We start from the raw sequence: 13,658 nt of genomic DNA, 5'->3' as shown, positions 1-13,658 counted from the left end.
GATCTGCTGCGCGTCGGCCATGCTGCGTTGAAATCGGTTTCGGAATGCTCATTTGCAGGAAGCAAACTCCGCTTCCTCAACCGATTTCGCCTTGCCTGGCTCTAGCTCGCGAGATCGTAAGCCGGTTCTACGCCGGCTTGATCAAGCACCCGGGGCGGGTCGCGCGCAGGCGCGGCACGCCCCATTTTGTTTCAGGCGCCGATCACCCCGCCGTCGTCGCGGGTCACCAGCACCGTGGTCGAGCGGGCGCGGGTCTGGCCGTCGCTGGCCGGGTAGCTCAGCGCCGGGTGCTGCACGTTGATCCACATCGCCCGGTAGTCCGGGCTCCAGGTGATGCCGGTGATCTCGCAGCCGCGCGGGCCGACCAGGAAGCGGCGCACCTCGCGGCTCAGCGGATCGGCGCAGAGCAGCTGGTTGCAGCCCATCGCCTGCATCGCCGGCTCATCGTCGGCGTAGTCGGTCTGGATCCACAGCCGGCCGGCCCCGTCGAAGGCCAGGCCGTCCGGCGAGGAGAAGATGTCGCCGTTGATGGTGCCGGTCAGATGGGCCGGCACCGCCTGGCCCTGCGGATCCTTCGCCCCCGGCTGCTCGCCGGCGAGGAGGAACAGCTCCCAGCGGAACTCGCTGGCGGCCGGATCGCCGTCCTTCTCGTTCCAGCGCAGGATCTGCCCGTGCAGGTTCTCGCGCCGCGGGTTGGCGGAATCCAGCGGCTGCTGCTCGCCGCGGCCGTCGTTGTTGGTCAGGGTGACGTAGACCTCGCGGCTCACGGGATGCACTGCGACCCACTCCGGACGGTCCATCGGCGTGGCGCCGACCCGATCCGCCGCGGCGCGGGCGTTGACCAGCACCTCGGCCTGGCTGGCGAAGCCGTTTTCCGCGGTCAGACCGTTCTGCCCGTGCACCAGCGCCAGCCAGCGGCCGCTGCCATCAGCGTCGAAGCGGGCGACGTACAGGGTGCCCTCGTCGAGCAGGTCGCGGCTGGCCCCGGGGTTGGCCGCATCGAAGCGCCCGGCCGGGACGAGCTTGTAGACATACTCGCCCTTGGCGTCGTCGCCGGAGTAGAAGGCCATGCGCCCGTCGGCGCCCAGCGACAGCACTGCGCACTCGCGGCTGAAGCGGCCGAAGGCGGTGCGCTTGACCGGCTGGCTGTCCGGGTCGAAGGGGTCGATCTCCACCACCCAGCCGAAACGGTTGGGCTCGTTGACCTGGCCGCCGTGGGGCTGGCCGGCGTCGGGGGTGGCGTCGAAGCGCGGGTCGGCGGTTTCCCAGGCGTAGTACTTGCTGCGCTCGCCGTTGCCGACGCCGTAGCGCTTGTGCGCCACGCGCGCTTCCCAGTCCTGCGCGTCGCGGTTGACGAAATAGTGGGGCCAGTTCTCCTCGCAGGCCAGATAGGTGCCCCAGGGGGTGACGCCCATCGAGCAGTTGTTGAGGGTGCCGAGCACCTCGCGCCCGGCCGGATCGCTAGCGGTCTTCATCAGCGCGTGGCCGGCCAGCGGGCCGCCGATGGCCATCGGCGTCTGCGCCGAGATGCGCCGGTTCCAGCGCGAGGGCAGCACCCGCTGCCAGTGGCCGGCGGCGTCCTTGCGCACCTCGATGACGCTGACCCCGTGGGCCGCCTGCTCCTTCTTCACCTCGGCCAGCGGGCGCCTGCCATCGACGAAGGTCATGCCGCCGGGGTGCAGGGTCGGGTTGACGTACTCGTGGTTGATCACCAGCAGGCCGTGACTGTCCGGCGCCTCCGCAAAGGGGAAGAAGTGCATGCCGTCGTGGTTGTCGCCGGCCTGCCTCAGCTGCGCCTGCCAGTCATCGCTGGCATCGGGATTCCAGGCCGGCGCATCGGCCAGCACCGCGTCGCCCCAGGAGAAGAACGGCCGCGCCGTGTAGCCCGGCTGCACCAGCACCCGGTCGAAGTCGGCGGCGGTCTGCACCGGCACGCCCGTGAAGCCGAGCAACTGCGGCGGCGCGGCGAACAGCTCGCGGCTGCCGAGCACACCGCCGAACAGGCTCAGCGCCGCTAGGCCGAGGCCCCCCTTGAGCAGGGTGCGCCGGCCCTGGTCGACCAGTTGGTCGAGACCGGGATTGCCGCTGGGGTTGATCGACTGGTCGTCGGGGGCGGCCAGCGCCGCGTGAAACTGCTGGAGATCTTGAGTCATGGTGATTCCTTGCCATCGATACGCCCGCCCGCGGGCGGCAATTCCCTGTGTTGTAGGCCGTCGGCGTGACAGAACGGTGAAGACGGGCATATCCGGCAACGCTTGGGCAGGTGCGTCGCCCGCCGGGATCGGTTAAATACTGGTGATGGCGCACCGCGCCAGAACATGGCCATGGCGCCGTTGCGCATTGTCGCCCTTTGCCACCGCAAGCCATGGCAAGAAACGTGCTTCAACAATAACAACCCAGCCGGGCATGCCCAGGGACAACCGATCAGGAGGAAGCATGAAGACCGTTGCGCATATGCTCCGCGCCAAGCCGAACCAGGACATCTACACCATCGCGCCCACGGCCACGGTGTTGCAGGCCCTGCAGCTGATGGCGGAGAAGAATATCGGGGCGCTGATCGTCACCGAAGGGGACCAGGTGGTCGGTATCCTCAGCGAGCGCGACTACGCGCGCAAGATGGTGCTCAAGGGACGCTCCTCGGTGGGCACGCCGGTCAGCGCGGTGATGTCCGCGCCGGTGATCAGCGTGACCCCCGAGCAGACCAGTCGCGACTGCCTGCGCCTGATGGGCCGCGGCCACCTGCGCCACCTGCCGGTGATCGACAACGGGCGCCTGCTGGGCATGCTGTCGGTGGGCAACCTGGTCAAGGAAGCCCTCGCCGAACAGGACGAGCTGATCCAGCAACTGGAGCAGTACATTCGCGGCTAGCCGAGCGGCGCGAGGGGCTGGCGCCGCCCGCCGGCAGCGAGCGACGGCTACTTGAGTCCGGAGCCGGAGAACATCAGCACCTGCTCCTGGGCGAACTGGATGCTGATGAAGGTCTTCTCGTCGCCCCAGGTGCAGCTGGTGAAGCCCAGGGCGCCGGCGCACTCGCGCGGTGCGCCGAGCATCTGCTCGACCTCGGTCTTGCTCATGCCGGTCTTGAGCTTGGAGAAGTTTTCCTGGTTGACCTTGTTGCAGGCCGCCAGCAGCAGACAGGCCCCCAGGACGAGGGCAGAGCGAAACGACATGGACGAACTCCCGTGGACGAGTGAGCGGCGCAGCTTGCCACAGTGGCGCCCGCCGCTCTGCCGATTGGACGTCAGAAGCGGGCGCCGGGTTCCGCGAGAAAGGCCAGCTCCGCGGGCGTCGAGGGGCGGCCGAGGATGGCGTTGCGGTGGGGAAAGCGGCCGAAACGGGCAATCACCGCGCGGTGGCGCTCGGCATAGTCGAGAAATCCGGTGAACGCGGCCAGCTCGGCGGGAGCGGCCTGCTCGTGCAACTGGCGGAAACGGCGCACCGCCTCGTCCTGCAGGGCGAGGTCTTCAGCGTGCTCGAGGACCAGATAGACGAACACCCGGCGGATCGCCGGCAGTTGCGCCTCGCGGCACTCGGCGAGCCCTGCCAGCGCCAGTTCGCGGGCGCGGGCATCGCCGGCGAAGGCACGCGGCGTATCGCGATGGATCATCCGCGGCAACTGATCGAGCAGCAGGAGCAGCGCCAGCCAGCCGTCCGGCTCGGCACACCAGCCCTCCAGACCGCCCTCCAGCGCCGCAGCAACAAAAACGCCGAAGCGCTCGCGCGCTTCGGCGTCCTGGGTGGTCCGCTTGGCGAACCACAGGCCATGCTTTTGCGCCGCCACCTCGGCAGCCTCGCTCGACGGGCCGAACCACCAGTCGAGCAGCGGCTGCCAGGGCGCGGCCATCACTCAGCCCTGGTGGTAGCCGGTGATGCGCTCGACTTCTTCCTTCGAGCCGAGGAACACCGGCACGCGCTGGTGCAGCGAGGTCGGCTGGATGTCGAGGATGCGCTGGGTGCCGGTGGTGGCGGCGCCGCCGGCCTGCTCGATGATCATCGACATCGGGTTGGCCTCGTACATCAGGCGCAGCTTGCCGGGCATCGACGGATCGCGACCGTCGCGCGGGTACATGAACACGCCGCCGCGGGTGAGGATGCGGTGCACGTCGGCCACCATCGAGGCGATCCAGCGCATGTTGTAGTTCTTGCCCAGCGGGCCTTCCTTGCCGGCCAGCAGCTCGCCGACGTAGCGCTGCACCGGGGCTTCCCAGTGGCGCTGGTTGGACATGTTGATGGCGAATTCGGCGGTGCTTTCCGGCACGCGGATGTCTTCATGGGTGAGCACGAAGCTGCCCAGCTCGCGGTCGAGGGTGAAGCCCTTGACGCCGTTGCCGAGGGTCAGCACCAGCATGGTCTGCGGGCCGTAGATGGCGTAGCCGGCGGCCACCTGCTGGGTGCCCGGCTGCAGGAAGGCTTCCTCGCCGAGGTCGCAGCTGTTGTCGCAGTTGTCCGGGCAGCGCAGCACGGAGAAGATGGTGCCGACCGAAACGTTGACGTCGATGTTGCTGGAGCCGTCCAGCGGGTCGAATACCAGCAGGTAGGCACCCTTCGGATACTTGCCGGGGATCTGGTAGGCGTTGTCCATTTCCTCGGAGGCCATGCCGGCCAGGTGGCCGCCCCACTCGTTGGCTTCGAGGAGGATCTCGTTGGACAGCACGTCGAGCTTCTTCTGTACCTCGCCCTGCACGTTCTCGCTACCGGCGCTGCCCAACACGCCGCCCAGCGCGCCCTTGGACACCGCGTGGCTGATCTCCTTGCAGGCGCGCGCCACCACTTCGATGAGGAAGCGCAGGTCGGCCGGGGTATGGTTGCTGCGGGTCTCTTCGATCAGGTAGCGACTGAGGGTAACGCGGGACATGGACGGCTCCGAAGGTGGGGCGAGGGGTAAATTGCGCCATTTTAACCCGACTCGGCCGCCGCCGCCTCCTGCCGCGCATCAATCCGCCGCCATCCAGCCGACCGGCTGCCGGTAAAAACTGCTGCAAGGCCGCCGCCGACTGCTTATCATCGCGCGCCTTCCGCCCTGTCACCCTGCGAACCCCCATGAGCAAACACCTGCTGGTCGGCGCCGACCCCGAGCGCACTGAAACCTGGATCAAGTTCACCGGCAACGACCTGTGCCACAGCTGCCGCGCGACCTGCTGCAGCCTGCCGGTGGAGGTGCGCCTCAAGGATCTGATCCGCCTCGGCGTGATCGACGAGTTCGAGGCCGGCGAGCCGGCCAAGCAGATCGCCAAGCGCCTGAGCAAGGAAGGCATCGTCGGCCGCTTCAACCAGAAGTCCGGCATCTTCACCCTGGAGCAACACTCCAGCGGCGACTGCCTGTACCTGGACCAGAAGACCCGTCTGTGCACGGTCTACGCCAACCGCCCGGACACCTGCCGCAACCATCCGAAGATCGGCCCCAAGCCGGGCTACTGCGCGTACCAGCAGAAGGCGCTGCACAACCGCTGAAACGAAGAAGGGCGCCAACTCGGCGCCCTTCGTCTTTCCCATCGGGCGTCAGGCCAGCGGGAACAGCACGTTGCACTGCCCGGTGCCCGAGCTCTCGAAGTACGGGGTGAGCACCTCGGCTTTCCCCTGGTAGTCCTTCCAACCGAGCAGGCCGTAGAGCATCGCGGTGTCGTGCATGCCCCCCTCGCCGTCGCAGTCGCGGGCGTACTGCGGCAGCATGTCGAGGAAGTCGGCGTGCTCGCCGCGCTGCCACATGTCCATCACCTTGAGGTCGACCTGCTTGTTGAACGGCCGGCTGATTCTCTGCAGGTGGTCGCTGACCTCGCGGTTCGGCGCGATGCGGTGCGACAGCGAACCACTGGCGAGAAAGGCCACCCGGCGGTCGGACTGCTCCACCGCCTGGCGGATCGACTCGCCCATGGTCTTCGAGTCCTCCAGATGGGCGTCATACAGCCAGGCGGCGATCGAGACGATCTTGATGCTCTTGTCGATGCCCATGTAGCGCAGCGGCACCAGGGTGCCGTACTGCAGGCCCAGCGACGGCACGTCGGTGTGGCTGCGGGTGAACACGTCGTTGGCGCAGGCCGCAGCGGCGATGGCATCGCCCAGCTCGGCGTCGCCGACGTAGTCGTAGGGCAGGTCGCGGATGAAGTGCGGGAACTCGGTGCTGGTGTACAGGCCCGAGCAGTCACTGTTGGCGTTGAGGTGATAGCCGGCGTTGACCAGCCAGTGGGTGTCGGCGACCACGATGGTGTCGACCTCAAGGGCGCGGATCATCTCGCCCAGCTTGCGGTGGCCCTCGATGGCGGCGGCGCGGCAGCCGTGGTGCGGGCCGGGTTGTTCGGAAATGAACATCGACGGCACGTGCGTGACCTTGGCGGCGAGAACGACTTCACCCATGGCGGCTTCCTCTTGTTGTGGTCTCGGGGACTGGCGCCGGGTGGCGCCTGGTGAGTCCAGTATCCGTACTGGCCATGGGGATAACATTGCCGCTGGCGGCAAAAGATTAGCCTTTACGCGCAAACCGCTGCACGCAAAGGCTAGTTTTACGAGGCAGGGGACGCTTTTGTGGCCTGCAGGGGCGAACCGGCCCCCTTGTCAGCCGCCGGGCACAACCGCGCCCGGAAGCGGCTCGGCGTCTCGCCGGTCCAGCGCTTGAAGGCGCGGTTGAAGTGGCTGGGCTCAGAGAAGCCCAGCGCATAGGCCAGCGCGCTGAACGACTGCTGCGACTGCTGCACGTACTGGCGGGCCAGGCTGGCGCGCACCTCGTCGAGGATTTCGCTGAACGAGGTGCCCTGGCGGGTCAGGCGGTACTGCAGGGTGCGCGGGTTGCTGCCCAGCGCCGCGGCCACCGTCTCCAGGGTTGGCACGCCGCCAGGCAGCAGTTCGAGCAGGCGGGCGCGCACCTGCAGCGCCGGGTTGAGCAGCTGGTGACGGGCCAGGTATTCGGCGACCAGGCGGTCGTTCTGCCGGGCCAGCTCGGGATTGCCGGTGGGCAGCGGCCGGCGCAGCTCGGCGGCGTTGAGCAGCAGGCTGTCGTCAGCGGCGGCGAAGTGCACCGGCGCGGCGAAGTGCTCGCGCCACGGCTGCGGATCGGCCGGCGCGGCGCGGCGCAGGTTGACCTGCAGCGGGGCGAAAGCCGGGCCGCGCATGTCGCGCAGCAGCTTGCTCACCGCGCCGAGGAAGTAGTCCACCCCTTCCGGGGCGATCTGCGCCTGCTGATCGATCACCTGCACGCGCATGCAGAAGCGGTAGTTGTCGCCCTCGGCTTCCAGGGTCAGATCGGCGCCGTCGTTGAGCAGGGCGGCGAAGCGCACCATGCGCTCGAGCGCCTCGAACAGCGAGGCGCTGGCCCACAGCGAGAAGCCCAGGGCATGGAAGGTGGTCGGGCAGACGAAGCGCGCCGCATGCAGGCCGATGTCGGCGTGGCCGGTGCGCGCCACCGCCAGCGGCCAGAAGCGCCGGGTCAGCGCGGAGGAAAAACGCGCCTCCTGCACGAACTTGTCGGCCAGGTCGGCACCCGCCTCCAGCAGCAGCTGGTCGGCGTCGTACCCCAGCGCCTCCAGCGTGCGCGTCACCGCCGCCAGCCAGCCGGCCACCACCGATGAAGTCTGCGTCATGTCCCGTCCCCGTCTCGTCTTGCCCGCGCGCAGCCTAACGGCCACCGCGCCCGTCCATCTTGCGCCGGATCAGTCGGCCGGCAAAAGGCCGGCCCGTCGGGCGGCCCACGGCAGCGCGCAACGGAGCAGCCGCCACTGTTACACCCGGCACAACAAAGCTTCTCGCCTGCCCGGATTTATCCGGCGCAGAGCGCTTTCCTACAATAACCGGGCTGGTTCCCGCCCGCGTTTCCCCGTCGTTCCCAGGACTCCCCCCTGTGCCTTCCCGTCTCAAATCGGGCCTGACTCTGGTCAGTCTCCTCATTATCGTCGCCGTCACTCTGACCGGCTGCCTCGGCACCGGCGGCATTGCCCCCCAGCAAGCCCGTCTGGATGCCAATGCCCTGGCCAGCGACGCCGCCCTGCGCCAGGCGCGGCACGAGGCCGGCTGGCCGCGGGAGAGCTGGTGGAAGCAGTACCACGACCCACAGCTGAATGCCTGGATCGCCCGCGCCCTCGAGCACAGCCCGAGCCTGGACGAAGCCGAGGCGCGCGTCCGCCAGGCCATGGCCCTGGCCGGCGTAGCCCGCGCCGCCGAGGCGCCGCAGCTGGGCGCCAGCGCGCGCCTCGATCGGCAGCACTGGCCGGACGACGACCTGCACGGCCCCGGCGCGCTGGGCGGCAGCAGCCACTGGAACAGCGACGCCGGCCTCGGCCTGCGCTACGCCCTCGACCTCTGGGGCCGCGAGCGCAGCGCCAGCCGGGGAGCCCTGCACGCCGCCTACGCCACCGCGGCCTCAGGCCGGGTGGTGCAGCTGGAGCTGGAGCGCAACATCGTGCTGATCTACGTGCAGCTGGCGCTGCTGCATGCCGAGCGCGACATCGCCATTGCCACCCTGGCGCAGCAGGAGCACGTCCTCGCCATCGCCCGCCGCCGCCTGGCCGGAGGCCTCGGCACCGCCTTCGAGGTCAGCCAGGCCAGCGCGCCGCTGCCGGAAATCCGCCGGCAGATCGCTGCGCTGGACGCGCGCATCGCCCTGGCCGGCAACCAGCTGGCCGCCCTCGCCGGCCAGGGTCCCGGTGCGGCGGCCGGCCTGCAGCGGCCGAACCTGCAGCTCACCGCGCAGCCGACACTGCCGGCGGTGCTGCCCGCCGACCTGCTCGGCCGGCGCCCCGACGTGGTCGCCCGGCGCTGGCAGGTAGCCGCGCTCGCCAGCAGCGTCGACGTGGCGCGCGCCGACTTCTATCCCAACATCGACCTGGTCGCCAGCCTCGGCTTCGGCGCGGTGGGCGGCGGCGCGCTGGCGCTGCTGCAGGCCAACAAGCTCGGCGGCAGCATCGGCCCGGCGCTGAGCCTGCCGCTGTTCGACGGCGGCCGCCTGCGCGGCCGACTGGGCGCCGCCAGCGCCGCCTACGACGCCGCGGTGGCGCGCTACAACCAGACCCTGATCAGTGCGCTGCGGGAGATTTCCGACCAGCTGATCCGCCTGCGCTCGCTGGACGAGCAGCAGCGCCTGGCCGCCGAGGCGACGGCCACCGCCGAGGCCAGCTGGCGCATCGCCGAGCGGGCCTGGCGCGGCGGGCTGACCGACTACCTCGCCGTGCTTGAGGCGCAGACCCGCCTGTTCGACCAGCAGCGCGTGCAGCAGCAGGTCAGGGCGGCGCGCCTGGCCGCCCACGCCGAGCTGATGGCCGCCCTCGGCGGCGGCCTGCTCGATCCGCAGCGCAGCCCCGCCGAGCACCTGCTCGAACCGCACAGTGTGCCGCTCGCCCATGGCGGAGCGGCGCCGCGATGAGCCACGCCGGCAGCCACGGCCTGCGCCACGAGCTGGGCGTGTGGGCGCGCAGCGAGGGCCTGAGCTGGATCTTCATCTTCAAGATGCTGGCGGCGGCGCTGACCACCCTGTGGCTGGCCATGCGCCTCGACATGCCGCAGCCGAGCACCGCGGTGATGGCGGTGTTCATCGTCATGCAGCCGCAGAGCGGCCAGGTGATCGCCAAGGGCCTGCACCGCCTGCTCGGCACGCTGATCGGCCTGCTGGCCATGCTGCCGCTGATCGCCCTGTTCAACCAGGAGCCGGTGCTGTTCCTCGGCGGCATGGCGGTCTGGGTCGCTCTGTGCACCGCCGGCGCGGCGCGCTACCGCGATCTGCGTAGCTACAGCTGCGTGCTGGCCGGCTACACCGCCACCCTGGTCAGCCTCACCGCCATCCAGCACCCGGAGACCGCCTTCCTCCAGGCGCTGTGGCGGGTGCTGGAGATCGGCCTCGGCGTGCTGTGCTGCTCGGTGTTCAGCGCCGCCATCCTGCCGCAGACCACCGGTACCGCCATGCGCCAGGCGGTCGCCCGACGCTTCGGCGACTTCGCCGCGGTGGTCGTGACGCACCTGCCCGGCGGCGACCGCGCCGCCTTCGAGGACGCCCAGGCGCGCCTCGCCGCGCACACCGTTCGCCTGGAAACCCTGCGCAGCATGAGCGGCTACGACGACCCGCAGCTCAACCTGCGCATGGGCCGCCTGACCCGCCTGAACCACGACTTCATGGCCATGACCAGCCGCTTCCACGCCCTGCAGCAGCTGCTCGAGCGCCTGCGCGGCCAGGGCGACAGCCTGGCCCTGGACGCCTTCGCCCCCTGCCTGGACAGCCTGAGCGCGCTGCTCGCCCCCTGGCGCCAGCGCAACCTGGACATCCCCGGCGCCGCCGAACTGGCCGCGCAACTGGAGGACTATCGCGCGCAGCTGATGCCGCTGATCCGCCAGGCGCGCACCGCACTGGACGCCCTGGCGCCGGACAGCCCGCTGCGCCTGGACTTCGACACCGCCGCCGAACTGCTCTACCGCCTCGCCGACGACCTGCTCGACTACGCGCAGACCCACGCCGCGCTGGCGCCGACCCGCCATGCACGCGAGCGCTGGAGCGAGCGCTTCGCGCCGCGCGCCAACCGCCTCGCCGTCGCCGCCGCCGCCCTGCGCATGTTGCTGCTGAGCGGCCTGGGCAGCGCCCTCTGGCTGCAGACCGCCTGGCCCAGCGGCAACATGTTCCTGATCACCGCGGTGATCATCGGCGCGCTGTGCTCGGCCTCGCCCAATCCGGCGCGCATGGCCCTGCAGATGGCCGGCGGCACCTGCCTCGCCGCGCTGCTGGGCTTCGTCGAGAGCTTTCTGGTGTTCCCGCGGATCAGCGGCTTCCCCATGCTTGCCTTGGCGGTGACACCGGTGTTCCTGTTCGGCCTGTATCTGGCCACCCGGCCGGGCTGGGCCGGCTACGGCCTGGGCCTGCTGATCCTGTTCGGCTTCGGCACCATCCCTGCCAATCTCAGCGTCCACGACCCGGCCACCCTGCTCAACAACTACATCGCCCTGGTGCTGTCGCAGTTGCTGGTCGCGGTGGTGATGGCCTGCGTGCTGCCGCCCAACCGCCCGTGGCTGTGGCGCCACCTGGAACGCGACCTGCGCCGCCGCGTGGTGCATGCGCTGCGCGCGCCGCTCAAGGGCCTGGCCGCCGGGTTCGACAGCTCGACCCGCGACCTGCTGACCCAGGCCCACGACCTCGCCGCCGGCCACCCCGCAGTGCAGCGCGACCTGCTGCGCTGGATGACTCTGGTGCTGGAGATCGGCCACGCGGTGATCGAGCTGCGCCAGGAGAAGGCCAGGCTGCCGGACGAGTCCAGCTATGCCGAGGGCACCGCCTGGCGGCGCGCCTTCGACGCCCTCGCCGCGGCGCTGGTGCGCCTGTTCGCCAATCCCACGCCAGCCCACCTGAGCCAGACGCTGGCCCAGGTCGAGCTGGCCATCGACGCCGTGCGGCGCACCCCCGAGGCGCGTGCGCCGCACTTCGCCAGCTCGCCGCTGCGCCGTCTGGAAAGCTACCTGCACTTCATCCGCACCGCCCTGCTCGACCCACACTCGCCGCTGGCCGAGCGCCTGCCCCGCCCCGGAGCCGCCCATGCTGCCTGATCACCTGCCGCGCGAGATCGTCTTCCACGGCGTGCTGCTGCCCACCGTCGGCGCGCTGTTCCTGCTCGCCATGCTGCTGAGCTGGGGCCTCGACCGCCTGCTCGCCGGGCTCGGCGTCTACCGCCACGTCTGGCACCCGATCCTGCTGCGCATCAGCCTGTTCGCCTGCGTGTTCGCCGGCCTCGCCCTGATCGTCCATCCCTGAGCCCGAGGCCGCCCATGTCCCGTCAATCGATCATCAGCTTTCTCGCCACCCTGAGCGTGGTGGCCGCCGCCCTGTGGCTCGGCCGCAGCCTGTGGGTCAACTACATGGAATCGCCGTGGACCCGCGACGGGCGCGTGCGCGCCGACGTGGTCACGGTGGCACCGGACGTCGCCGGGCTGGTGCTGGAGGTGCCGGTACGCGACAACCAGGCGGTGCAGAAGGGCGACCTGCTGCTGCGCATCGACCCGGCGCGCTACCAGCTGGCTGTCGAAGAGGCCAAGGCCCAGCTCGCCGCGCGCCAGGCCAGCCTGGCGATGCGCGAGCAGAACGCCGAACGCCGCCTGGCCCTGGACGAGCAGGTGGTCTCACGCGAGGACCGCGACGACGCCAGCAACGCCGCCGCGGCCGCCCGCGCCGAATACCGCCAGGCGCAGGTGCTGCTGGAGAAAGCCGAGTTGGATCTGGCACGCACCCGCGTGCTGGCGCCGGTGGACGGCTACGTGACCAACCTGTCGGTGCGCCCCGGCGACTACGCCGAGGCCGGCGCGGCGCAGCTGGCGGTGGTCGACCGCCACTCCTACTGGGTCTACGGCTACTTCGAGGAAACCAAGCTGCCGCTGCTCAGGGTCGGCGATGCGGTGGAAATGCAGCTGATGAGCGGCCAGCTACTCGAGGGCCATATCGATAGCATCGCCCGCGCCATCTACGACCGCGACAACCCGCAGAGCCGCGAGCTGATCGCCGACGTCAACCCGACCTTCAACTGGGTACGCCTGGCCCAGCGGGTGCCGGTGCGCATCAGCATCGACCGGGTGCCCGACGGCGTGCTGCTGGCCGCCGGGATCACCTGCACGGTGATCGTCAAACCGGCCGGCGCGCCGGCTCAGGCCCAGTAGGCGGGATTGTCCAGATCGGCGCTGTCGCGCTCGAGGATCCGCGGCAAATCGACCTTGAGCAGTTCGACCCAGGTCTTGATCTTGGCATCGAGGAAGCGCCGCGACGAATACAGCGCGTAGAGGTTGCGCTCGTGCAGCTGCCATTCAGGCAGCAGGCGCACCATGCCGCCTTCGCGCAGCGCCTTGGCGGCCACAAAGCTGGGCAGCAGGCAGACGCCCATGCCGGCCACCGCGGCCTGCACCATCGCCTCGGAGACATTGACCTGGAAGGTCTGTCCGGGGCTGATCACCTGCATCTCGCCCTCGCGCTCGAACACCCAGTCGCCCGGATACACCGGGTCAACCAGGCGCAGGCAGCGGTGCTCGCGCAGCTGCTCGGGGCACTGCGGCACGCCGCGCTCGCGCAGATAGGCCGGCGCGGCACACACCACGCTGTAGATACTGCCTAGGCGCTGGGCGACCAGATCGGAGTCGGGCAGCTCGCGGGAGTGGGTGATCAGCACGTCGTGGCCTTCCTCGAGCAGGTCGGGGGTGCGCTGCGACAGGGTGAGGTCGACGTCGACCTGCGGATAGCGCTCGGTGTAGCGCGCCACCAGCGGCACCAGGTACTGGGTGCCCATCCCGGTGAAGGCATGCACGCGCAGACGCCCGCGGGGCGTGAGGTGGGCGCCACTGGCCTCGGCGGCAGCCTCTTCGACCTGGGCGAGGATCTCCCGGCAGCGCTGCAGGTAGCGCTCGCCCGCCTCGGTCAGGCGCAGCCGGCGGGTAGTGCGATAGAGCAGCCGCGTGCTCAGGCTGGCCTCCAGCTCGGACACCAGCCGCGACACCTGGGCGGTGGACAGCCCGAGCACCTGGGCAGCGGCGGTGAAGCTGCCGCTGTCGGTGACCCGGGTAAACACGCGCATGGCCTGCAGGATATCCATGGGAAAAACCACCTCCGCAACATGAGTGGGACCGATCCCCGCCGTGGCGGACCTGCCGCGCCAGCATAGCGCAGCGGCTCCCGCGGCCAGCAGGCCCGCCACACTCACCCGCAGAATCGGCGCCGGGCA

The 13,658-nt window shown here is 70.0% G+C and carries 13 protein-coding genes; 6 read left to right on the top strand and 7 right to left on the bottom strand.

The features are described from left to right. Positions 1 to 191: 191 nt before the first annotated feature. Positions 192 to 2,153: a PhoX family protein gene (locus BMZ19_RS03625; RefSeq protein WP_090306979.1), complete on the bottom strand. Its 1,962-nt coding sequence runs from the start codon at positions 2,151 to 2,153 to the stop codon at positions 192 to 194. A gap of 283 nt (positions 2,154 to 2,436) precedes the next feature. Here BMZ19_RS03625 and BMZ19_RS03620 point away from each other — a divergent pair, with 283 nt between their 5' ends. After that, positions 2,437 to 2,868, top strand: a complete 432-nt coding sequence (locus tag BMZ19_RS03620; RefSeq protein ID WP_090306976.1) for a CBS domain-containing protein — start codon at positions 2,437 to 2,439, stop codon at positions 2,866 to 2,868. A gap of 47 nt (positions 2,869 to 2,915) precedes the next feature. Here BMZ19_RS03620 and bamE read toward each other — a convergent pair whose 3' ends face one another. From bamE to BMZ19_RS03605, 3 genes are all read right to left on the bottom strand, one after another. Then, complete coding sequence (bamE, locus tag BMZ19_RS03615) at positions 2,916 to 3,170, bottom strand: outer membrane protein assembly factor BamE domain-containing protein (protein ID WP_090306972.1); 255 nt, start codon at positions 3,168 to 3,170, stop codon at positions 2,916 to 2,918. 71 nt (positions 3,171 to 3,241) lie between these two features. Beyond that, a complete protein-coding gene (locus BMZ19_RS03610; protein ID WP_090307356.1) occupies positions 3,242 to 3,844 on the bottom strand; it encodes a DUF924 family protein in 603 nt (200 codons plus the stop codon). Positions 3,845 to 3,847: 3 nt separating this feature from the next. Next, the gene (locus BMZ19_RS03605) at positions 3,848 to 4,855 is read right to left on the bottom strand and encodes a class 1 fructose-bisphosphatase (protein WP_090306970.1); all 1,008 of its coding nucleotides are present in this window, start codon (positions 4,853 to 4,855) and stop codon (positions 3,848 to 3,850) included. A gap of 185 nt (positions 4,856 to 5,040) precedes the next feature. Here BMZ19_RS03605 and BMZ19_RS03600 point away from each other — a divergent pair, with 185 nt between their 5' ends. After that, positions 5,041 to 5,451 (top strand): YkgJ family cysteine cluster protein, encoded by a 411-nt coding sequence (locus tag BMZ19_RS03600; protein ID WP_090306967.1) that lies wholly within the window; start codon positions 5,041 to 5,043, stop codon positions 5,449 to 5,451. A 48-nt stretch (positions 5,452 to 5,499) separates the two neighbouring features. On the opposite strand, the gene hpaD is transcribed toward BMZ19_RS03600, so the two are convergent. Together hpaD and BMZ19_RS03590 are read right to left on the bottom strand one after the other, a co-directional pair. Further along, on the bottom strand, positions 5,500 to 6,351 hold the full coding sequence (gene hpaD, locus BMZ19_RS03595; protein ID WP_090306964.1) for a 3,4-dihydroxyphenylacetate 2,3-dioxygenase: 852 nt from the start codon (positions 6,349 to 6,351) through the stop codon (positions 5,500 to 5,502). Between the two features lie 146 nt (positions 6,352 to 6,497). Then, on the bottom strand, positions 6,498 to 7,571 hold the full coding sequence (locus tag BMZ19_RS03590; RefSeq protein WP_090306962.1) for an AraC family transcriptional regulator: 1,074 nt from the start codon (positions 7,569 to 7,571) through the stop codon (positions 6,498 to 6,500). 257 nt (positions 7,572 to 7,828) lie between these two features. Here BMZ19_RS03590 and BMZ19_RS03585 point away from each other — a divergent pair, with 257 nt between their 5' ends. Genes BMZ19_RS03585 through BMZ19_RS03570 form a run of 4 tightly spaced genes read left to right on the top strand, consistent with a single transcriptional unit; the run spans position 7,829 to position 12,606 of the window. Next, on the top strand, positions 7,829 to 9,346 hold the full coding sequence (locus BMZ19_RS03585; RefSeq protein ID WP_090306959.1) for an efflux transporter outer membrane subunit: 1,518 nt from the start codon (positions 7,829 to 7,831) through the stop codon (positions 9,344 to 9,346). Then, positions 9,343 to 11,505 (top strand): FUSC family protein, encoded by a 2,163-nt coding sequence (locus BMZ19_RS03580; protein WP_090306955.1) that lies wholly within the window; start codon positions 9,343 to 9,345, stop codon positions 11,503 to 11,505. The genes BMZ19_RS03585 and BMZ19_RS03580 overlap by 4 nt, the downstream gene beginning before the upstream one ends. Further along, entirely contained in the window at positions 11,495 to 11,710 is a 216-nt protein-coding gene (locus tag BMZ19_RS03575; protein WP_425287157.1) for a DUF1656 domain-containing protein, read from the top strand. Before BMZ19_RS03580 ends, BMZ19_RS03575 begins: the two co-directional genes overlap by 11 nt. 14 nt (positions 11,711 to 11,724) lie before the next feature. Then, complete coding sequence (locus BMZ19_RS03570; protein WP_090306952.1) at positions 11,725 to 12,606, top strand: efflux RND transporter periplasmic adaptor subunit; 882 nt, start codon at positions 11,725 to 11,727, stop codon at positions 12,604 to 12,606. On the opposite strand, the gene BMZ19_RS03565 is transcribed toward BMZ19_RS03570, so the two are convergent. Next, entirely contained in the window at positions 12,594 to 13,529 is a 936-nt protein-coding gene (locus BMZ19_RS03565; RefSeq protein ID WP_090306950.1) for a LysR family transcriptional regulator, read from the bottom strand. The genes BMZ19_RS03570 and BMZ19_RS03565 overlap by 13 nt on opposite strands. Positions 13,530 to 13,658 lie beyond the last annotated feature (129 nt).

The sequence above is a fragment of the Pseudomonas linyingensis genome, assembly GCF_900109175.1.
In the GTDB taxonomy this organism is placed as follows: domain Bacteria; phylum Pseudomonadota; class Gammaproteobacteria; order Pseudomonadales; family Pseudomonadaceae; genus Geopseudomonas; species Geopseudomonas linyingensis.
Note: the sequence above shows the minus strand (reverse complement) of the source record. Positions and strands in the feature narration are given on the sequence as shown.

Bases quoted from the DNA above. Each gene is read 5' to 3' on its own strand.
- BMZ19_RS03575 (WP_425287157.1), top strand. From the start codon at position 11,495: ATGCTGCCTGATCACCTGCCGCGCGAGATCGTCTTCCACGGCGTGCTG.
- BMZ19_RS03580 (WP_090306955.1), top strand. From the start codon at position 9,343: ATGAGCCACGCCGGCAGCCACGGCCTGCGCCACGAGCTGGGCGTGTGG.
- BMZ19_RS03610 (WP_090307356.1), bottom strand. From the start codon at position 3,844: ATGGCCGCGCCCTGGCAGCCGCTGCTCGACTGGTGGTTCGGCCCGTCG.
- BMZ19_RS03565 (WP_090306950.1), bottom strand. From the start codon at position 13,529: ATGGATATCCTGCAGGCCATGCGCGTGTTTACCCGGGTCACCGACAGC.
- BMZ19_RS03600 (WP_090306967.1), top strand. From the start codon at position 5,041: ATGAGCAAACACCTGCTGGTCGGCGCCGACCCCGAGCGCACTGAAACC.
- BMZ19_RS03570 (WP_090306952.1), top strand. From the start codon at position 11,725: ATGTCCCGTCAATCGATCATCAGCTTTCTCGCCACCCTGAGCGTGGTG.
- bamE (WP_090306972.1), bottom strand. From the start codon at position 3,170: ATGTCGTTTCGCTCTGCCCTCGTCCTGGGGGCCTGTCTGCTGCTGGCG.
- BMZ19_RS03605 (WP_090306970.1), bottom strand. From the start codon at position 4,855: ATGTCCCGCGTTACCCTCAGTCGCTACCTGATCGAAGAGACCCGCAGC.
- BMZ19_RS03625 (WP_090306979.1), bottom strand. From the start codon at position 2,153: ATGACTCAAGATCTCCAGCAGTTTCACGCGGCGCTGGCCGCCCCCGAC.
- hpaD (WP_090306964.1), bottom strand. From the start codon at position 6,351: ATGGGTGAAGTCGTTCTCGCCGCCAAGGTCACGCACGTGCCGTCGATG.
- BMZ19_RS03620 (WP_090306976.1), top strand. From the start codon at position 2,437: ATGAAGACCGTTGCGCATATGCTCCGCGCCAAGCCGAACCAGGACATC.
- BMZ19_RS03590 (WP_090306962.1), bottom strand. From the start codon at position 7,571: ATGACGCAGACTTCATCGGTGGTGGCCGGCTGGCTGGCGGCGGTGACG.